The sequence below is a fragment of the Mangrovibacterium sp. genome, assembly GCF_041596335.1.
GTDB lineage: Bacteria > Bacteroidota > Bacteroidia > Bacteroidales > Prolixibacteraceae > Mangrovibacterium.
Window position 1 is genome coordinate 22491 of the sequence record NZ_JBFHIT010000024.1, and the last position, 20911, is coordinate 43401.

The window sequence follows — 20911 nt, forward strand, 5'->3', positions numbered from 1 at the left end:
CCTTATTGTTTTTCAATTCTTAATTGATGAATGACTGGCTTACCACTATCATTTTTCACTAAAAAAGAAACCCTATAAACCCCCTTATTGGTGGTAAGTTTGCCAATTGCATATTTTGTATCTGCCTTCCCGCTTTGGTGAATAATCGAAAAATCACTCGCTTTATTCTGGTCAAAAAAATTCGACACAATTTGTTGCGCCTGAGCCCGACTATATACATCGTCCTGATCCAGAACAAAAAGCTCGATATTTTGATTAAAATAGGAAGACAACACGGAAGCATTCCCGGTTTTCAAACTAGTCACCAGCTCGTCCGAAATTTGAGCCACGCCCAATAAACCGCTTAAAACAAATGCCAATGTAACCAATGTTACCTTTATTAAATTTCGTTTCATTTTACTCGCTAATTTCGTATTACTATCTACTAAACGAATGCTGCTTTTTGCCGCCATAAAGCACATTACAGAACATCCAAACTTCAAAAGAAAGTCCCGGAATAGCTTGATCCGAAACAAATCCACGCAACAGAAACATAAACTGTACCAAATACCCGAAAAACACTAATTTTGGATATATTGCACTGTAAAGTTAACAAATTTCGAATGTGAACAAGCTATGAAGATAAAGCTAGTCGTTATTGGCAAAACAGATAAGCCGTACTTAAAAGATGGAATTGACTTGTTTTTGGGTCGCATACCACACTACCTTCCATTTGAATATCAGATTATTCCCGACATAAAAAACACACGTAAGCTCTCTGAAGAACAACAAAAGGAAAAAGAAGGCGAACTGATTCTGGCTCAGCTGAAAGCCGGTGATGAACTGATCCTGCTCGACGAAAATGGAAAAGAATTCCGTTCGGTTGAATTTGCCGGATTCCTGGAGAAGAAAATGCTTGGAGGAACTAAAACATTGATCTTTTGTATTGGTGGTCCCTATGGTTTTTCGGGCAAAGTGTACGAGGCCGCCACCGCAAAGCTAAGTTTATCCCGAATGACCTTTTCGCACCAAATGGTTCGGCTCATTTTTTGTGAGCAGCTGTACCGGGCTCTAACCATCCTGAAAGGGGAACCCTACCATCACGAATAAAGCTCGACCATGAAGATTCTGAAACATTATGCGTTCTTAGTATTATCGTTCATCCTCATACTATTTGGAGTTCTGACCGAAAGCATCGCGTTTCAAAAGGATCACGACAGTGTTCTGGAGAAACAGTTCGAGCGAGTATTTCAGGAAAAGTTGCAGGATCTTCAAAACCATCTCGATGCGATTTCAGAAACAGTTGAATCGCCCGATTTCGACGGCAATTTCCAGAATCACTTTAATGAGCTAATTCCGCTGTACAACGAGCAAGGCCTCGGATTTATGATTGCCAATCCCGAAGAACTTATTTTTTGGTCGGGAAACCACTTTTCATTTTCAGGCATCCTCAACGGCAGCAGCCAATCGCGGATTATTACAATTCCCAACGGAATATTCTATCTCGAAGTTCGCGAAGCAGTTCCTTATTCCATTTATGGCTTAATCCACCTAAAACACAACTATTCGATTGAAAATGAATTCATCGAGAATAAATTCACCAAAGACTTTGATGTCCCTGCGAACTATTTGATAAAGAATTTTGACACACCCGTTGGCGTTCCGATACACGCCCGAGATGGCCGGTTTTTATTCTCCCTGGTTCCCGGAAATGGAGGCTCAGCTCAGACAGACAATCTGATTTGGCCATCAATTTTCTATGCACTGGCATTGCTTTTCCTTCTCATTTTTACCCGGCTGGTTTTCAAACGCCAAAAGCACGAACATTTTATCATCCGTGTTTCCGGACTGGCTCTGGCGTTGTTTTGCCTTTACTGGTTTCGAATTCTCTTTAAAATACCGGCTTTCTGCGACACCTTCGAGCTATTCGGGCCATCGCTTTATGCTTACTCAAGCTGGCTGCCCTCCTTGGGCGATTTGTTATTGCTAACCGTCCTGATCTTTTTCTGGAGCTTCAATTTCGCCAAGGATTTCGTGCTTTCGAAACCAAAGAAACGTTACGAACTGATTGCGGCTTTCTGCTTTGTCGCGCTTTTCTACCTGGCAATTAACTTCCTCATTACAAACCTAATCCGAAACTCCAGCTTTTCGTTCCAACTAAATCGAATCGATGATATTAATGAATACAGCATCATTGGTTATGTGGTTATCGCCCTTCTGTTTTTTTCGGCTTTTATGATCAACCTGAAGGTGGTTGAAAGCAGCGAAAAGTTTATCAACCGACGTATCTTTTACTATGCTCATCTGAGCCTAATTGTCATTTTTCTACCACTATGCGTCCTCGTTAAAGACACAAAACTATACATTCTCACACTTTACCTGATTACTAATCTATCGGTATTTGTTTTGCAAAAGACTCAGCTTAAGCGTGTTTCACTTTCGTTCATCATTTATTTCGTTTCGCTCTATACGTTCTTTTCGCTCATCATCATCCAATCGAATAACAATGTCAGGCGGCAACAGGTACAGGAACTAATGGCGATCACTTTGTACTCCGAACACGACCCTGCCGCGGAAGTCTTCCTAAAAGAAATGCAGCAAAAGATAAGTGTGGACACCATCATCCCGATCCTGCTTTCGAACAACGATTTAGAGCGACTGGAAGACTACGCAAACCGAAATTATTTTAGCGGCTATTTCAAGAAATATGACAGCTGGATCACGATTTGTGATAGTGGAGACAGTTTGTTGGTGCAGCCGGACAATCATTTGGTTCCTTGTTTTCCGTTTTTTGAGCAGATGATTGAGGAAACCGGAAACGGAATTCCGGGAACGAACTTTTACTACATGGATAACATGAATGGCCGAATTTCTTATTTTGGTCGATTCACTTATCCGCTGGATACAAACCCATTGGGCCTGTCGATTTTCATTGAGCTAAAATCCAGGTTAATTCCTGAAGGTGTTGGCTTTCCGGAACTATTGCTCGACAAAAGCCTGCAGGAACCAGCTCGATACCGGAATTTTTCGTACGCGAAATATTACAAGAATGAATTGGTTCATCTCCGTGGCGACTACCAATACAATTATTATATCAACACCTATCAAATCGGAAAGTCGTCGCCCGGCCTGATGATCAAGAAAAGCTGGGATGGATACGACCATTTGATTTACTGCCTTGGCGACGACAATTTCATTATCGTGAGCACCAAGTCGTTCGGTTTTCTCGAGTACCTGATTTCGTTCCCATACCTGTTTGTATTTTATTTTGTTTTCATTCTGCTGATCGTCATTATTGGGAATGCCAACTATCGCACACAGGCGTTGGTTTACGATTTGAAATTTCGAATTCAAGCATCCATTATCGCGATTGTACTTTTCTCGCTTTTGCTGATCGCTTCCGGAACAATCTACTACAATCTGAGGGAGTACGATAACAAACACCAGTACGATTTGAATGAAAAAATGAAATCGATTGCCGAGGAAATTAACCTTCGGTTGAAAGATGTTGACACTTTCACCCCCGAAATTTTAGATTGGCTGTGGCAGGATTTAGGTGATTTGTCGAATATTTTCCGAACCGACATCAACATTTATAGTTTCAACGGTGAATTGATTGCCTCCTCGCGTCCCGAAGTTTTTAATCGGGGTATCATTTCAACACGAATGAATGCACAGGCCTTTTACGAATTAACTGAGAACTATCAGATCAGCATCATTCAGCCCGAAGAAATCGGGAACCTTTCTTTTTTGTCGATTTACGAGCCTATTATCAATAATCGGGGCGAATACCTTGGCTTTATCAACCTGCCGTATTTTACCCGGGGCGATGAACTTCGACAGGAAGTAACAACTTTTATCGTCGCTTTTATCAACCTCTATGTGTTGCTGTTTTTTATTAGTGTGATTGTAGCGCTTCTATTGGCCAATCAGATTACTCGTCCGCTGACTTTAATTCGCGAACGTTTAAAAGGAATGCAATTAGACAAGCAAAATGAACAGATTAGCTACAACGCAGACGATGAAATTGGCGCTTTAGTGCGCGAGTACAACCGAAAAGTAGAGGAATTGTCAGACAGTGCCGATATGCTGGCTCGCACCCAGCGCGAAATGGCCTGGCGCGAAATGGCCAAGCAGATCGCCCACGAAATTAAAAACCCGCTCACACCGATGAAACTTCACATTCAGCACTTGCAACGAGCCAAGCAAGCCAACAGCGAACAATATGATGAAATTTTTGAACGGGTAACGCGCACGTTGATTGAGCAAATCGACACCCTATCCGATATTGCTACGGAGTTCTCGAACTTCGCGAAAATGCCCAATGCCAAAAACGAAATTTTCAATTTAACCGATCGTCTTCAACAAGTTGTTGAGCTATTCAACCCAACCAAACAAGTGAAATTTGAACTGGAACTCGACAGTCATCCGGAAATTCTGGTTTTTGCCGACAAAGAGCAGATCTCACGTGCAATCATCAACCTGATCAAGAATGCAATTCAGTCGATTCCATCCGACGACCAAGGACTTGTTTCCATACGCTTAACCCATGATAAAACCGACACAACCCTGTCTGTAACCGACAATGGGAGTGGTATTCCAGATGAAGTCAGGATGCATCTTTTTCAACCCAACTTTACCACAAAAACCAGTGGCATGGGGTTGGGATTGGCAATTGTTAAAAAAATCGTTGAGTCGTCGAATGGCGAGATTTGGTTTGACACCGAACTAAACAAAGGCACTACCTTCTACATAAAACTTCCGTTGTATATTGATGAAAGTTAGATGACAGTCGAACGAACGTCGACCGATTATACAAACTCGTGAAAGGGTAACTTTTCGAGGTCGACGTTTCCGCCACTCAAAATAATGCCCACTTTTTTGCCACGAACATCCAGTTTATTTTCGAGAATAGCAGCCAGCGGAACAGCAGATGAGGGCTCTACAATAATTTTCATCCGCTCCCAGATCAAACGCATGGCACGAACGATTCCCCGTTCCGAAACGGTCACTATTTCATCTGTTGTGCGTTGAATGATTCGGAAATTTAGCTCCCCAACCGATGTAAGCAGGCCGTCGGCAATGGTTTTGGGGTTAACAGAAGGAATAAGCTTTTTCTGGTGAAATGATCGGCACGCATCGTCGGCTCCGGCCGGTTCTGCAGCAACCACCAACGCACTTGGATTCATGGCCCGAGTGGCTATTGCGGTTCCGCTGAGCAAGCCACCGCCTCCAACCGGGCACAAAATTACATCAAATGGCCCGGCATCTTCAATCAACTCCTTCGCTGCTGTGCCCTGCCCGCAGATTACATCGAAATTATGATACGGGTGAATTTCCGTCGCCCCGGTTTCGGCTGCAATCTTTGCTAAGGTATTCTCCCTGGCTTCAAGCGTTGGTTCACAAAAAGTTATCTGGCCGCCATAACCCGCTACAGCCTGCTTTTTAATCTCGGGGGCTGTACGCGGCATCACGATATAGGCCGGAATTCCCCGCATAGCAGCCGCCAAAGCCAAGGCAGCAGCATGATTTCCGGACGAGTGTGTGCAAACACCTCTGGCGGCCTCTTCGTCAGTCAACAAAAGAACGGCATTGCAGGCTCCCCGAAACTTGAAAGCACCGACCTTCTGTAGGTTTTCGCATTTAAAATGCAACTCGCAATTCAAAATTCGGTTCAATGTTGATGAGCTCAAAACCGGTGTACGATGAACCGATGAGCGAATGCGCTCGTGAGCCTGCTCGATATCTGCAAATTTGGGTGCTCTCATTTTTCAACTTTAAACGAAGGAATGCCGACACTCATTGGCAAACTAATTTCTCAATTTAAAATACTTTGTTACAAACTCTTACTGTAATCTCTTGTTCTACGAGCTTGCTAATCTGAGGAATAATCCGCCGGAAATGATCCGAGTTAGAATGGCTATCCAGGTGTTCTTTGCTTTCCCACTTCTCAACCATTATAAAAACAGACCGACTGTCTTGATCCCGGATCAGTTCATATTCAATGCATCCGGCTTCTTTTACCGTTTCGTTTACTAATTCTTCTGCCAATTCCAGGAAACAATCTGTTTGCTCTTTGAGAACAGCGAAGGTTGCTATTACATTAATCATCTGATTCAGCTATTATTGATCATTTAAATCTCTTCAATCAACTGCTTCAGGATCAGAGTCATCTGAGGCTCCGATCGCATTGCGACTGCCTGAACTTCCTCGTGGGAGATTTCAACAATCTCGCCGGGTACGCCACTATCGGTAACAATTGAAATGCCGAATACCTTCATCTCCATTTGCCTCGCAACAATCACTTCGGGAACAGTTGACATGCCGACAACATCGCCACCCAAAATCCGAAACATTTTGTACTCAGCCGGCGTTTCAAACGTTGGTCCCTGAACGCCCACATAAACACCTTCTTTAATTTCAATTTTATTTTTTAGAGCGATGAATTTGGCTTTCTGCCGCAGTTCTTTGCAGTAGGCCTGACTCATATCCGGAAAGCGCGGCCCCAGCTCATTGATGTTTTTGCCATGCAACGGATGGTCGGGAAACATGTTGATGTGGTCGTTGATAATCATCAGGTCGCCAATTTTAAAATCGGGATTCAATCCACCGGTGGCATTCGACACAAACAGGTAGTTGATTCCCAGCTTTTTCATTACCCGAACCGGAAAGGTTACCTCTTTCATGTTGTAGCCTTCGTAATAATGAAAACGTCCCTGCATGGCCAGTACCTTTTTACCTCCGAGAGTTCCTGAAATTAAATGACCGTTGTGCCCTTCGACAGTCGACACCGGGAAATTGGGGATTTCTCGATAAGGAATCTCCTTTTCAATTGCTATTTCGTTAACCAATCCGCCAAGCCCCGAACCAAGGATGATTCCGATTTCGGGTTGATTACCAATTATTTTGCTGATGTAATTTGCGGTTACTTCTATTGTCTTTAACATAGCCTACTATTTTCTTATTGAAACTTTTGCCCTCGCTGTCGAGGAACTTAATTTGTAAAGGAACATAAAACAGGCGCGCCTTCAATTCATCGCTAAGGCCACTTGCAAATCGCAAACGAACGGCATCTTTTTCAGTTGTAAGAATAAATGCCTGTTTGGATTTCCACTGCTCAAAGACCTTCCCGATCTGTTTAAAGTCGCGACTCGTGAAATTGTGATGATCTTTAAAAACCAGCTCATCAACCAATTGAGTGCTTGCCTCCAGATAACTCCGAAACTGAGACGGGTTGGCAATACCAGCGAGCATAATTACTGCAGGTTTCTCTCCTTCAGTTGCAAAAACCGGGGTTTGAGTTGCCAATTCCGGAAAAACAGCCTGCGGCGTACCATAAACCATCGTTGTAAAATACAGCGACTGATAGGGCCGCAGATTCACATTCTTCATGATAATGCGCCGGGTGATCGGTGTAATTTCGTCGGGGCACTTGGTGTAAATAATTACATTGGCACGCCGCCGCTGGTAACAACGTTCGCGCAACCGGCCAAGAGGTAAAAGATGATCTTCTTCGATTGGACGGTTGTAGTCGATCAACAAAATGTTGATGCCCGGTGTCACCTTCCGATGCTGAAAGGCATCATCGAGCAGGATCGCATCGAACGACTGCGACTGGTCTTCCAGTAACTTTTCAATTCCGCGAACGCGATTTTCATCAACCGCAACAGTAACATCCGGAAACTTTTTTTTGATCTGCAGGGGTTCATCGCCCACATTTTCCACATTCGAAGTTTCCTGAACCAGAAAAAATCCTTTGGTTTTCCGTTTGTATCCGCGACTTAGTGTCGCCACGTTCGCATGCTTTTTCAAAAGATTGACCAAATATTCGGTATGAGGCGTTTTACCGGTACCTCCAACCGTTATATTACCAATTGAGATCACCGGAATTTCAAATTCAGTCGACTTGAATATCTTCGAATCGTAGAGCATATTACGGATGTATACGACCAATCCGTAAATGAGAGAGAGCGGGTATAAAAGTATTTTCAACATAATCGGGATTTGCCCGACGAAGTTACCAAAATCGGCTTAATAAAAAGAAGCTACCGGGAGAGGTAACTTCTTTTTATTGTTTTTTATTATTCTAATCACCTCGTTGAATACGATTTAACCGAGAGATCGATCCAACTATTTTACTCAAAAGTAACATCAAATGGCATTCGCGCCATGATTCCTCTGGTCGAAACAACATTCTTCAACTGTTCGTAATGTTTGTACTGGTCTCCCAGTTCATTTTTCATGAAAAACATTTTGGCATCGCCAGAGAATCCTTTAATCAGCTCTTCAAACGGATCTTTCAGTTTTGGCAATTTACTCACCCGATATTCTTCCAGTCCACACATTTCTGCTGCAATTCTTACCGCTTCATCTACGCCGCCATAAAGGTCAACCAAGCCAAGCTCTTTCGCATTTTCAGCAGCCCAAACTCGTCCCTGACCAACTTCATCAACCTGCTCTTTTGTCATTCCGCGCCCCTCAGCAACTCGACTAATAAATGTATCGTAGCCCCTTTCAATATAATTTTGAAGCTTATTGCGTTCGAATTTTGTCATCGGGCGGGTTATTGAAAGCAGATCAGAATTCTCATTGGTAGACACCACATCCTCTGTAATTCCGAGTTTATCGTTCAGTAGTTCAGCAGCGTTCGGAATCATTCCGAAAATACCGATTGAACCGGTGATTGTGGTGCGGTCGGCCAAAATGGTATCGGCTGCAGCAGCAATGTAATAGCCACCCGATGCAGCCACGTCGCCCATTGAAACCACAGTTGGCTTGGCTTCGGCCGCCAATTTTACTTCGCGCCAGATCACCTCCGATCCATATGCACTACCACCGGGTGAATTGACACGCAACACAATGGCTTTAATCGACGAGTCGCGACGTGCTTCACGAATTGTTCTGGAAAGCGACTCCGATTCAATACCTTCAGACGATGTACCATCAATCTCCCCTTCAGCATAGATAACAGCGATTTTATCACGAATCAAACCCTTGCCGCTGGTTTTGCCCGGAGCCTTCGAGTATTTCTCAACTCCGATCGCCGGCACATCGTCCTTCTCATCCGTTCCGGTTAAAGCTTTTAGTGTGTTTATCAGTTCATCTTTATACATCAGCGTATCAACAACACCTGCGTCAACCAATTCATTTGCCGGTAAAAAGAAGGTCACTGAATCGGCCAGCAGATTAACCGCTTCGGGAGTCATTTCTCTCGACTCGGCAATAGCAGCAACCATTTGCCCCCAAATACTACTCAAATAAGTCTGTGTCTGCAGCCGGTTTTCCGGGCTCATTTTTTCTAATATAAATGGCTCAACAGCCGCCTTAAATTTGCCATGACGAACAATCTGAATTTCGACCCCTAGTTTCTCCAACGCGTTTTTGTAGAATGTACGGGTTGAGCTCAGTCCCTTCAACTCAATCATTCCTTGAGGATTTAGCACTAATTGATCGGCAACCGATACCAAATAATAGGCTTTTTGTGAAAAAACATCGCCATAAGCAACCACAAATTTCCCAGACTCTTTAAAGTCAATCAGAGCATTGCGAATTTCTTCAACGGTAGCCATCCCTGTTTTCAAATCAATTGGATTCAGATAAATCCCTTTAATTTTATCATCGGTTTTAGCCTTATCAATGCATTCGAGAATTGCATCAAGACCCATCTCTCCACTCATTTTAATTCCGGGAAGATCAAGGTCGTCGAACGGATTATCCGCAGCGCGTTCAATAATTTGCTTTTTGAAATCCAGTATCAAAACCGAATTATCCTTAACAACTACCGGCTTGTCGGAAAGCGACATGATGGCCGAAAAAACTCCAATTAAGAGGAAGATGCCAACGATTGATGCCAAGATAATTCCAACAACCGTTGCCAGGGTGTACTTTAAAAATTCTTTCATTGTGGTGATTTATAATTTTGTGTTTGTAGCTTTGTGGCTCTTTATCAATAAGACACGAATTTACTAATTTCATTACATTTTGTTTATAAGATGGCGAAGCTTTTTTTATTGTTGGGAGGAAATCTGGGGGATAAAACACAAATATTCGCTACTGCGCGAAAAAGACTGGAGGAAGAACTGGGTTCGCTTGTGCAACAATCCTCGATCTATGAAACTGAACCCTGGGGCTTCGAATCTGACGACCTGTTCTGGAATCAGGTGCTGGTGATTAACACTTCACTGAGTGCGACCGACGTATTGAAACACACCAAAGCTATTGAGCTGGAACTGGGACGCATACGTCATGCGGCCCGATATGCATCGCGATTGATTGATATTGACCTGCTCTTTTACGACGAATTAGTGTTGAACGAACCCGCCCTGGAGCTACCTCATCCAAGAATGATCGACCGCCGTTTTGTGCTCGAGCCGCTGGCCGAAGTCGCAGGCAACTTTATCCATCCGGTGTTCAAGAAAAGCATCAATAAGCTTGTAAATGAGTGTCACGATCAGCTTTCTGTTAAACGTTTGATTGATTAGACTTTCGACGAGCCAATTTTGGGCTGCTTATTTTTCTTTTACGCGCCGATTTGTAACTTTGTGCTCGCAAATCGAGCGATGAACGATCAAAAAGAAATTCATTATAAAAACAAAAAATAAATGGCATTAATTAACGAAAACTATTTGAAGCTGAAAGCCGGCTATTTGTTCCCGGAAATCGGCCGTCGTGTGAAAGAATTTACCGATGCCAACCCGGATAAAAAAGTGATCCGCATGGGAATCGGCGACGTAACTCAACCATTGACTCCGACCGTGCTCAAAGCCTTTCACGAAGCTGTTGAAGAAATGGGCAAGGCAAGTAGCTTTAAAGGTTATGGCCCTGAACAAGGCTACGATTTCCTGCGCGAAGCAATTGCGAAAAACGCTTACCAGGCGAACGGAATCGATATCGCAGCCGACGACATCATTGTTTCTGATGGCTCGAAGTGCGACACCGGAAACATTCAGGAGATTTTCGGCAGCAGTAACAAAATAGCCATTTGCGATCCGGTTTATCCGGTTTATGCCGACACAACCGTGATGAGCGGAAAAACCGGCGAATGCGCTGCCAACGGTTACTACTCGGGTATTGTTTACATGCCTTGTACCGATGCCAACGGATTTATTCCGGAATTACCAACCGAACGTCCTGATTTGATTTTCCTGTGTTATCCGAACAACCCAACCGGAACTGTTGCCAGCAAGGAAGAACTTGCAAAATGGGTGAAATATGCCAAAGACAACAAAAGCATCATCCTGTTCGATGCTGCTTACGAAGCATTCATCACTGAAGCTGGCATCCCGCGTTCGATCTACGAAATTGAAGGTGCGAAAGAAGTTGCGATCGAGTTTCGCAGTTTCTCCAAAACAGCCGGATTTACCGGAACCCGCTGTGCTTTTACCGTTATTCCAGAAGAATTGAAAGCCTACGACAGCGAAGGCAATGCGCACTCGGTGAAAAAGCTGTGGCTTCGTCGTCACACCACAAAGTTCAATGGTGTTTCGTATCCGGTTCAAAAAGCGGCTGCTGCGGTTTACTCGGCCGAAGGACAAAAAGAAGTGAATGAGGTTGTTTCCTACTACATGGAAAACGCACGCATCATGCGCGAAAGTCTGGCTGCTGTTGGTTACGACGTGTTTGGTGGCGTAAATGCTCCTTACATTTGGGTGAAAACCAAAAACAAGATGAAATCATGGGATTTCTTCGACAAAGTACTTAACGAAGCAAACGTGGTTGGAACACCGGGTTCCGGTTTCGGACCAGCCGGCGAAGGCTATTTCCGCTTTTCGGCATTTGCCGACCGCGAAAAAGTGGTTGAAGCAATGGAACGCATCAAAAACTTGAGCTAATACAAAGTCATATAAACTTCGATGAACCCCGGCCTTTTGCCGGGGTTTATTTTTTTAGCCCTGATCCAACAAATTGGCCGGATTCTATTAAATCTTGTTAAATATGGGCGGGCACGGTTCTTGTCCGGTAAAACACGTGCTGAAATACCTATTTTTGTGCTCTATGCGAATCGCTTTTAGTTTAATACTCCTCTTATTAATCGGATTGCCTCAGGCCTCAAAAGCTCAGGACGACCTGATCGACCCTGTTTTGATATTCCTGAAAGCCCGCTTGGTTGATAAGGACGATGGATCGCCGGTTGGCTACGCGCACATTGTTAACCTGCGAACCCGAGGAGGAACAACAACCAACATGCAAGGCTATTTTTCGATGGAAATTCTGAACGTTGACAGTCTGGCAATTTCGGCCATGGGCTACATGAAGGAATATGTGCACATTCCGCCATTTCATCCCGAAGACAGCGTTCTAACCATTTATGCCCGTCCGCTGCGCATTGCGATTGGCGAAGTGGAAGTAACAGGTGAAGGCAGAAAAGTGAATATGGATGGCGTGAGTACCGGAAAACCATCAGATATTGCTCCGGAACTGCGGGGCGACGCGTTCGATAAAAAACCGTCTGTACTTGCGGCAATATTCTCTCCGGCCTCGTTTCTGCAATATCATTTAAGCAGCCGGGAAAAAGAAAAACGCGAAGTTCGGGCTGCCATGATTAGTGATGCACAATGGCAACGTTTGTCGCAATACTACAACAAAGAAGTTGTGATGCACCTCACCGGCTTAAACAATGCTGAAGCCGACACATTTATGATCTATTTCAATCAGAAAAATGTTCTGTCCACACATTCACGCGAGTACGATGTCCGCGAAGCCATTCTGAAACAATACGATTTATATCAACAGGAAAACCAGTAATAGCCAACGAATCATTATTTCGGCCGTTCTGATCCGCGCATCAAACTTTGAATTTGTTCGGGTTGAAAATAGTATTTCCGTTTGTAGCGAAGGTATTTCTCTGAGGCTTGTGACTGATGAAAAACATAGTCGGAAAACGAAGCCAACTGATGTCCCAACCCGTGGTAGATGCTAATTTCATCAACAAAGTGCTCCAATTCCCGACGGTATTTCGGAAACAAATAGCCAAACCCGGTACCGATCACCCCAAATGCGGTTTTACTTTCGTAGTCGACCACATGCCCCAACTCGTGCCCTATGACGCCAACCTGCGCATTAAACGGCACATCTTCAAGCAAAATGCCTTTTCCATTCCGTAGCTTCTTATCGATTCGAATCAGGTACGTCCGGTTTTCCTTCTTCCGAAAAATAAAATCCCATCGCGGAATACAGGACATGGTTGTTTTTTGATTCTTGAATTTAAACCTGAGCTTTTTACCTTTCAACTCGGGGTAATAGGAAAGAGCAATACTGACCTGTTCTTTAAAATCTGAAGGAACAAAAAATGAGGTCGTATCTACGTCATTCGAATTGGCGGCGATACTGTCGTTACCAATACCATCGCCTGAAACCGGTGAATTCGCAGCAACTGAAAAACTAATTAAACTAATGTAAAGAAGGGCAAACAATCTCATCTCCCCAAATTAAAAAAAAGAGCGAATTGAGTGCATTTCAGCCCTATAACCCGGTTCGATTTAAGACAACCGCAACATTGGAACCGAATTTCTTCAAAATAAACATCGATCAAACTAATCAATAGGCAAGCACACCGATGCGCTCCAACTTTGGCGAAACGGCCATGCCGTTCGGATTGCAACCGGGCTCGCCCTCGGGCACATCGATCCCCATTTTCGCATAGTAATTAGTCCATGTCGGATAAAAATCACTTGTTTCCGGGTCCTTAAAGGTCATTGGATTGAGCTCGAAAACGCTATCGGACTCAAATGCTTTAAAAACAAACTCCGAACAATAATGACTGGAATCGGACAATATATAACTGAAATTGTAGGGCCTATCCAACATTTTTTTGGCTGCTGCAATGGCTGCAGGAATGGTTTTTTGCCAGGGCTCTTTCAGCCGATAAACGACCGTTTGCACCGAAGCATCTTCCGCATCCAGAAACTGCTGCAAACTAACACGACAAGTTCCGCTATAAGTATTGGCATGGAGAACGAAAATGCGTCCGTCATCCGCCACCTCAACCAATCCAACATGTGAAAAATGGGTGTCGTCGCACGTTTGAGTCACCTTATCGATGGCGTCGGAAAGGCTTGTTGAATCTGCACCTTGAAAAAGCAGATCGCCTGATTTCACCTGTATCCCTTTCTTCTGTATTGTGCAGGAAAACAGCAAAACGCATAGAAGCGTTCCTGTAACTTTCGAATCAAATTTCATGGACTTAAAAATCAATTTTTCCTCGTGACGATTTTCGTTGCGCCCGAACCTTTTTGGCTTGAATCCGTCGTTCCACCGATGCTCGGGTAGGCCGTGTAGCCCGTCTCTTCCGAACCGGCTTCAACGCTTGTTGCAGTATTTCGTAAAACCGGATCACGACCAACTCTTTGTTCCGCAATTGGCTTCGGTCCTCCTGACTGGCAAGAATCAAAATCCCGTCATTTGTGACACGCGAGGCCAATTTCCGCAGTAGAATTGTCTTTTGTTGTTCGTTCAGCAAGTTTGAATTGATCAGGTCGAAACGCAGTTCAACCCGCGAATTTACTTTATTAACGTTTTGGCCGCCGGGGCCACTGCTGCGCGAGCTTTGAAAGACCATCTCACTGCTCAAATCCGGAATATGTATCGGCTCCATTGTCATAGCCGGTAAAGGTAAGTGATTATTCGTGACCATACCAAACCCGGCCTCCGGTTACCAATCCAATTTGGGATGAAAGTAATCTGATCGATCGATGGATCCAGATAGGATGAATGTTTTTCATCCTACAAAAAGAAATACCAGAATAAAACACCGAGCGCGGCAAAAATGAGAACAGACAAAATAACGACAACCGGTAGTGGTAATTCCCACTTTCTACGCGAAAACTTCGCCTGTTGGCTAATTGTCCGATCGTTGATTTTACCCAACCTCACCAGTTCGAAGAAAACCGCCATTGTAGCTTCAACGTTCGATCGCGCCTGATCCTTGTCGTCCATCGGACGGTTAAACAATGATTCGTACAACTCATTCAACTGCATAAATTTATGGCTCCCCCAAATATCCTTCGTTCTTCGGGAATTAATCATCGTACAAAACTTCGGTAGTTGCTCAAAATTTTGCCGAACTTCTGCCCGAGTGAAACCAACTTCCATCATCTTCTTGTCGAATTCCAGAAAATGGCCAACAATTAAAGGCTCGTAAAGCTCGAAATCAGCGGCAAGCACATTCAACACCTCTTTCCGCTCCACCTTTTTCTCCTTCAAGGCGTCGGACGAAATACGCTTTGCAGCAAGTGGTTTCACGGCTGACAGGCTATCGTCCTGCTTAATATAGAAATTGCGCGAACAAACAAGCTCCCCGTTATTCTTACAAACAATCCAGGCAATCTGAAGGATATAGGGCCACTCGTCAACTTTCGCTGTTGGAGCATTCCATCGCGTGGGCATACCAGAGGTCTCGGTATCAATAAATAAAACGAATTCGTTCATATACTGCGTGCGTTGGTTAAAAACTAGGGGGAACAAACAGATTGAATTTCGATACAATATACGCCAGCATCCTTATTATAAAAGCGGCTCCGTAGGATATTTATGCTATCCTTAATCCACGTTTAACAACCCATTTCCGCCACAGCAGCCGTTTAAACGGCAATTTGACGCCATCCACTTTTAGTTAATCAATTACATTCGAGTCATTTCCCCTTCTATATCCAGCCTTTACCTCTCGTCATCCGCCATTTATCGAAAATAGGCCATTGCATGCCAGCGATTTTGTAAATTAGCGACTGGAAAACGTTAACACTTGAAAAATATGCAATCACACGAAATCGATTACAAAATTATTGGGCACGATGTCCAAATGGTAGAAGTTGAATTAGATCCGGGCGAGACCGTTATTGCAGAGGCAGGAGCCATGTTGTACATGGAAGACGGAATTAGTTTTGAGGCCAAACTGGGCGATGGCTCCAACCCCAGAGCCGGTTTCTTCGATAAGATACTGACCGCCGGCTCGCGTCTCATAACCGGAGAGTCGCTCTTTCTCACCCATTTTGCCAACCAGGGATGGGGCAAAAAGCATGTCGCATTCTCGGCTCCATATCCGGGAACAATCATTCCGATTGATCTGGCCAAAATGGGCGGACGAATTATCGTCCAGAAAGATGCTTTTCTATGTGCGGCACTGGGCACTAAAATTTCTATCACCTTCAATAAAAAGCTTGGAGCCGGTTTTTTTGGTGGCGAAGGTTTTATTATGCAACAATTGGCAGGCGACGGAAAGGCTTTTATCCATGCCGGCGGAACGGTTATTGAAAGACAGCTAAACAATGAAGTTTTGCGGGTTGATACCGGCTGTATTGTAGCCTACGAAACCAGTGTGGATTTTAGTGTTGAGCAGGCTGGTGGTTTGCGCTCTATGGTTTTTGGCGGCGAAGGTATTTTTCTGGCAACCTTGCGCGGAACCGGCAAAGTGTGGTTGCAATCGATGCCCATCCGGAAACTCATTGCCGAACTTTCGCCACGAGGAGGCAATCAACGAAAAGAATCCGGTGGCCTGCTCAATCAGTTTTTGCAGGATTAACACGCCAACACCTCGCTCTCGACAATAAAAAATCCCGATCTGTCACCTACGACAAATCGGGATTTTTCTATTCTTTCAACCAACCATTATTCAGCCTGCTGACTGATCAGTTTTTTATTATAGTGGTCAATCGCCACAAAGTAGTTCGGATCTTCCAATATGTTCACATCGCAAATTTTTTCCGCTTTCCGAACCAGGCGAATACAGTCTTTACTGAGGTGACGCAAGTGAATGGTTTTTCCTTCTTTCTGATATCGTTCTGCCAGTTTATTGATGGCTTCGATAGCCGACTGATCCATGATGCGCGATTCTTTAAAATCGACAATTACCTCATCCGGATCGTTTTGAACATCAAAATTCTGGTTAAACCAGGTTGTAGAGCCGAAAAACAGCGGTCCCACAACGACATAGTGTTTGATGCCATGCTCATCAACCGACACCCGAAAACGAATGCGAACCGCGTTCTCCCAGGCAAAAACCAGGGCTGAAACAATTACGCCGGCAAAAACAGCTATTGCCAAATCAAAAATCACGGTAAGCGCTGTTACCAAAATGATGACAACTAAATCGGCAACTGGAATTTTATCCATCACCCGGAAGGTGTTCCAGGCAAAAGTTCCGATTACCACCATAAACATCACACCAACCAGGGCGGCAATTGGTATCATTTCAATATAAGTTGAAGCGAACAAAATGAAGGCCAGCAAACAAAGCGAAGCAACGACACCCGACAAGCGGTTCCGACCACCCGATTTGATGTTGATGATACTTTGACCGATCATTGCACAGCCGCCCATGCCACCAAACAAGCCATTCACAAAGTTAGCGGCTCCCTGTGCGGCACATTCGCGGTTACCACTTCCGCGTGTTTCGGTCAGCTCATCCACCAGGTTTAGCGTCATCAGCGACTCAATCAATCCGACTGAAGCTAAAATCACCGCGTATGGAAATATGAATTTCAAGGTTTCAAAAGTCAACGGAATCATCGGAATATTGAAAGTCGGCAAGCCTGCTTTAATTCCGGTTCCACCACCTGCCTCGATAAACGTTTTTACCGTTTGGGTTTCTATTCCGCCAAAAATAACTACGGCCGAAACCACCAAAATTCCAACCAAGGCAGCCGGAATCGCTTTACTCACTTTGGGCAGTACAAACATGATTAGCATTGTACCTCCGACCAAAGCCAACATGGTCCAAAGGGGAGCGCCGGTTAACCACTCGCCGCCTGACTTAAACATGTTTAGTTGCGAGAGAAAAATCACAATCGCCAAACCATTCACAAATCCCATCATCACTGAGGCTGGAACAAGGCGGATAAATTTCCCTAACCGTAGGAATCCGGCACTCATTTGGAGGACACCAACCAACAACAGCGTGGCAAACAAATATTGCAATCCCAACTGATCGCCCGGTGCGCCCATGTCGTTTCCGAGCTTAATAAGGCTCACCATTACGACAGCTGTAGCGCCTGTTGCGCCGGAAATCATTCCCGGCCGACCACCTAAGATCGAGGTTACCAAGCCCATCATAAAAGCGCCATATAAGCCAATAATTGGCGAGATGCCGGCAACAAAAGCAAAAGCAACAGCCTCCGGCACCAAGGCAAGTGAAACTGTCAATCCCGATAGAATATCGTCTTTTACACTCCCCTGGGATTTATCAATAAAATTAAATTTGTATTTCATCGTTCTCTATATCAATTTAAATTTTTAAAATTCTCGTGTTTCCTTCTTTCGCTGCTACCAGTTATCGACGCAAAATGGAACTCGCCAAACCACTCATTTTCGGGTTTATTTTGAATGATTCCAGTGTCTTTAGTTCATCGAATAATTTATCGGCACACAAAAAGTTGATACCGCCGACAAAAATAGACGTTCTGATCCGAAATATGCCCTTCAGCATATTTCCGGTTGGGATGTTAATGAAGTCTTAATACCACCGACGCAGAAGTGTTGAGGTCGCGAAATCGATTTGTATGAACCGATTTCACACAAAAAAAATCCGATCTCATGCCGAGACCGGATCAAAGGGAGGCTGATCAATCAGCTTATTTTTTACGAAAGAAAACCTGAATTGGAACTCCGGAGAAATTGAAATTCTCGCGAATCTGATTTTCGATGTACCGTTTATACGGATCTTTAATGTATTGCGGCAAATTGGCAAACAACGCGAACGATGGCGTTGGGCTGGGCAGCTGCGTTACATATTTAATTTTGATGTATTTACCTTTTAATGAAGGTGGTGGATATTTCTCAATCGCCTGCAGAAGAACTTCATTTAAAGTCGATGTTTTTATCCGTTGCGATTTACTCTGATAAACCTCAACCGCCACCTCGAGCGCTTTGAAAATACGCTGCTTGGTAAGTGCCGACATGAAAATGATCGGAACATCAACAAACGGAGCAATCCGCTCGTGAATATGTTCCGTAAATTTATTTACCGACGAATTATCCTTGTCTTCCATCAGGTCCCACTTGTTGACCAGCAGAACAATACCTTTTTTGTTGCGAATCGCCAGGTTGATGATGCTAACATCCTGTGCTTCAACACCACGGGTGGCATCAATCATGATCATACACACATCGGCTTCTTCAATTGTACGAACCGAACGCAACACCGAGTAAAACTCGACATCTTCTTTCACTTTGGCTTTTTTACGCAATCCGGCAGTATCAACCAAATAGAAATCGTGCCCGTACTTGTTGTATCGGGTATTGATGGCATCGCGGGTTGTACCGGCAATGTCAGTCACGATATTACGCTCAACACCTACCAGAGCGTTAATGAACGATGATTTCCCCACATTCGGACGGCCAACAACCGCAAAACGAGGAATGCCTTCTTCAACAATCTCTTTTTCCTTTTTTGGGAAAGAAGCGACAACAGCGTCCAGCAAATCGCCGGTTCCGCTACCATTCATTCCCGAGATACAGAATAAGTTATCTCCTAATCCCAGGCCATAAAACTCCTGCGCATCGAGGATACGCTGATTGTTATCCACTTTATTTACGGCCAGAAAAACGGGCTTTTTCACCCGGCGAAGAATCCCGGCAACTGCTTGATCCAGATCGGTTATTCCACCTTCAACATCTACTGTGAAGACAATTACATCAGCTTCTTCAATTGCCAATGCTACTTGTTTGCGGATTTCACCCTCAAAAATATCATCTGAGTTTACAACATAACCTCCGGTGTCGATCACCGAAAATTCGATTCCATTCCATTGCGCCTGTCCATAATTACGGTCGCGCGTTACACCTGCTGTTTCGTTTACGATGGCCTGACGCGTTTCAACCAGGCGATTAAAAAAGGTTGATTTACCGACGTTCGGTCTTCCAACTATTGCTACAATATTGCTCATTGCTTTCTTTGTTTCTATATGTTCCGGGGTTTGGGTAATTCCGCTCCCCTCCTCTAAAATTAAAATTCCAACTACCGGGTTTCACATTCCAAGTTCGCTCCGCTGAGACTGAACACAGGAACCGGAAACCACCTACTGGTTGCCGTACCCGAAGTTACCCAGCGTGCGATCTTTATCGCGCCAGTCTTTGGTTACCTTCACATACAATTCCATAAATATTTTTTTCTGAAAAAACTCTTCCAGATCCAGACGAGATTCGGTAGCAACCTTTTTCAAGGCCTTTCCCTGATGTCCGATAATGATTCCTTTTTGGCTATCGCGTGCCACATGAATCACACAGCGCAAATTCAGCAATTTGGCTTCCTCTTTAAATTCTTCGACCTCAACCTCAACCGAATACGGAACTTCTTTTTGGTAGTAAAGCAAAATTTTCTCGCGAATAATTTCGGTTACAAAAAAGCGCTCGTTGCGATCGGTTAGTTCATCCTTCCCGAAATAGGCAGGGCCTTCGGGCAACAATTCCAGAATGCGGTCGAAAATTGGAGCGATATTGAATTTTTCGGTTGCCGAGATCGCGAACACATCGGCAGCAGGCAACAGATTTTTCCAGTACTCGTACATCTCCATCACTTCGCCCTGATTAGACAGGTCGATTTTATTGATCAGCACGATCACCGGGGCATTCGACTTCCGGATTTTCTCCAGATACTCGCTGTTTTTATCGGCTTTTTCCACCACATCGGTCACATACAGAATCACATCAGCGTCAATCAGAGCGGTATTCACAAAGCTCATCATCGATTCCTGCAACTTGTAATTTGGTTTCAGAATACCGGGGGTATCCGAATACACAATTTGAAAATCCTCACCATTCACAATTCCCTTGATCCGGTGACGGGTTGTTTGCATTTTTTTAGTGATGATTGATAAACGCTCGCCCACAAGGGCATTCATGATCGTAGATTTCCCAACATTGGGGTTCCCGATGATATTAACAAAACCTGATTTATGCGCCATTAAATTCTAAATGAATAAGTTAATCCGGAAACCAATGT

At 44.2% G+C, this 20911-nt stretch carries 19 protein-coding genes; 6 read left to right on the top strand and 13 right to left on the bottom strand.

Going from position 1 to position 20911, the window contains the following annotated elements:
• Nucleotides 1-2 precede the first annotated feature (2 nt).
• On the bottom strand, nucleotides 3-395 hold the full coding sequence (locus tag ABZD21_RS10120) for a DUF4783 domain-containing protein (RefSeq protein ID WP_372774862.1): 393 nt from the start codon (nucleotides 393-395) through the stop codon (nucleotides 3-5).
• 220 nt (nucleotides 396-615) lie between these two features.
• Here ABZD21_RS10120 and rlmH point away from each other — a divergent pair, with 220 nt between their 5' ends.
• Together rlmH and ABZD21_RS10130 are read left to right on the top strand one after the other, a co-directional pair.
• Entirely contained in the window at nucleotides 616-1089 is a 474-nt protein-coding gene (rlmH, locus tag ABZD21_RS10125; protein WP_372774863.1) for a 23S rRNA (pseudouridine(1915)-N(3))-methyltransferase RlmH, read from the top strand.
• Between the two features lie 9 nt (nucleotides 1090-1098).
• Nucleotides 1099-4764 (top strand): PAS domain-containing sensor histidine kinase, encoded by a 3666-nt coding sequence (locus tag ABZD21_RS10130; RefSeq protein ID WP_372774864.1) that lies wholly within the window; start codon nucleotides 1099-1101, stop codon nucleotides 4762-4764.
• Nucleotides 4765-4790: 26 nt separating this feature from the next.
• Here ABZD21_RS10130 and ABZD21_RS10135 read toward each other — a convergent pair whose 3' ends face one another.
• The 5 genes from ABZD21_RS10135 to sppA all read right to left on the bottom strand — a co-directional run bounded on the left by ABZD21_RS10135 (nucleotide 4791) and on the right by sppA (nucleotide 9881).
• Nucleotides 4791-5747 (bottom strand): pyridoxal-phosphate dependent enzyme, encoded by a 957-nt coding sequence (locus ABZD21_RS10135; RefSeq protein WP_372774865.1) that lies wholly within the window; start codon nucleotides 5745-5747, stop codon nucleotides 4791-4793.
• A 55-nt stretch (nucleotides 5748-5802) separates the two neighbouring features.
• Nucleotides 5803-6090: a putative quinol monooxygenase gene (locus ABZD21_RS10140; RefSeq protein WP_372774866.1), complete on the bottom strand. Its 288-nt coding sequence runs from the start codon at nucleotides 6088-6090 to the stop codon at nucleotides 5803-5805.
• 23 nt (nucleotides 6091-6113) lie between these two features.
• Nucleotides 6114-6926: a purine-nucleoside phosphorylase gene (locus tag ABZD21_RS10145; RefSeq protein WP_372774867.1), complete on the bottom strand. Its 813-nt coding sequence runs from the start codon at nucleotides 6924-6926 to the stop codon at nucleotides 6114-6116.
• Nucleotides 6874-7974 (bottom strand): tetraacyldisaccharide 4'-kinase, encoded by a 1101-nt coding sequence (gene lpxK / locus ABZD21_RS10150; protein WP_372774868.1) that lies wholly within the window; start codon nucleotides 7972-7974, stop codon nucleotides 6874-6876. The genes ABZD21_RS10145 and lpxK overlap by 53 nt, the downstream gene beginning before the upstream one ends.
• Before the next feature lie 140 nt (nucleotides 7975-8114).
• Nucleotides 8115-9881, bottom strand: coding sequence for a signal peptide peptidase SppA (gene sppA / locus ABZD21_RS10155; RefSeq protein ID WP_372774869.1), 1767 nt, complete (start codon nucleotides 9879-9881; stop codon nucleotides 8115-8117).
• 90 nt (nucleotides 9882-9971) lie between these two features.
• Here sppA and folK point away from each other — a divergent pair, with 90 nt between their 5' ends.
• The 3 genes from folK (at nucleotide 9972) to ABZD21_RS10170 (ending at nucleotide 12723) form a co-directional block, all read left to right on the top strand.
• Complete coding sequence (folK, locus tag ABZD21_RS10160; RefSeq protein ID WP_372774870.1) at nucleotides 9972-10460, top strand: 2-amino-4-hydroxy-6-hydroxymethyldihydropteridine diphosphokinase; 489 nt, start codon at nucleotides 9972-9974, stop codon at nucleotides 10458-10460.
• 120 nt (nucleotides 10461-10580) lie between these two features.
• Nucleotides 10581-11810, top strand: a complete 1230-nt coding sequence (locus ABZD21_RS10165; RefSeq protein ID WP_372774871.1) for an LL-diaminopimelate aminotransferase — start codon at nucleotides 10581-10583, stop codon at nucleotides 11808-11810.
• 103 nt (nucleotides 11811-11913) lie between these two features.
• Nucleotides 11914-12723: a hypothetical protein gene (locus ABZD21_RS10170; protein ID WP_372774872.1), complete on the top strand. Its 810-nt coding sequence runs from the start codon at nucleotides 11914-11916 to the stop codon at nucleotides 12721-12723.
• Between the two features lie 14 nt (nucleotides 12724-12737).
• Here the strand turns inward: ABZD21_RS10170 and ABZD21_RS10175 are convergent, their stop codons facing one another.
• The 4 genes from ABZD21_RS10175 to ABZD21_RS10190 form a co-directional block, all read right to left on the bottom strand.
• A complete protein-coding gene (locus ABZD21_RS10175; RefSeq protein WP_372774873.1) occupies nucleotides 12738-13397 on the bottom strand; it encodes a hypothetical protein in 660 nt (219 codons plus the stop codon).
• A 118-nt stretch (nucleotides 13398-13515) separates the two neighbouring features.
• Nucleotides 13516-14157, bottom strand: a complete 642-nt coding sequence (locus tag ABZD21_RS10180) for a YiiX/YebB-like N1pC/P60 family cysteine hydrolase (protein ID WP_372774874.1) — start codon at nucleotides 14155-14157, stop codon at nucleotides 13516-13518.
• A gap of 4 nt (nucleotides 14158-14161) precedes the next feature.
• Nucleotides 14162-14578, bottom strand: a complete 417-nt coding sequence (gene arfB, locus ABZD21_RS10185; RefSeq protein WP_372774875.1) for an alternative ribosome rescue aminoacyl-tRNA hydrolase ArfB — start codon at nucleotides 14576-14578, stop codon at nucleotides 14162-14164.
• A gap of 122 nt (nucleotides 14579-14700) precedes the next feature.
• A complete protein-coding gene (locus tag ABZD21_RS10190; RefSeq protein ID WP_372774876.1) occupies nucleotides 14701-15405 on the bottom strand; it encodes a 3'-5' exonuclease in 705 nt (234 codons plus the stop codon).
• Between the two features lie 322 nt (nucleotides 15406-15727).
• On the opposite strand from ABZD21_RS10190, the gene ABZD21_RS10195 reads away from it, so the two are divergent.
• Complete coding sequence (locus tag ABZD21_RS10195) at nucleotides 15728-16495, top strand: TIGR00266 family protein (protein ID WP_372774877.1); 768 nt, start codon at nucleotides 15728-15730, stop codon at nucleotides 16493-16495.
• 86 nt (nucleotides 16496-16581) lie between these two features.
• Here the strand turns inward: ABZD21_RS10195 and ABZD21_RS10200 are convergent, their stop codons facing one another.
• The 3 genes from ABZD21_RS10200 to era all read right to left on the bottom strand — a co-directional run bounded on the left by ABZD21_RS10200 (nucleotide 16582) and on the right by era (nucleotide 20873).
• Nucleotides 16582-18180 (bottom strand): SulP family inorganic anion transporter, encoded by a 1599-nt coding sequence (locus ABZD21_RS10200; protein WP_372774878.1) that lies wholly within the window; start codon nucleotides 18178-18180, stop codon nucleotides 16582-16584.
• 362 nt (nucleotides 18181-18542) lie between these two features.
• Complete coding sequence (gene der, locus ABZD21_RS10205; protein WP_372774879.1) at nucleotides 18543-19856, bottom strand: ribosome biogenesis GTPase Der; 1314 nt, start codon at nucleotides 19854-19856, stop codon at nucleotides 18543-18545.
• A gap of 132 nt (nucleotides 19857-19988) precedes the next feature.
• A complete protein-coding gene (gene era, locus ABZD21_RS10210; protein ID WP_372774880.1) occupies nucleotides 19989-20873 on the bottom strand; it encodes a GTPase Era in 885 nt (294 codons plus the stop codon).
• Nucleotides 20874-20911: the final 38 nt, after the last annotated feature.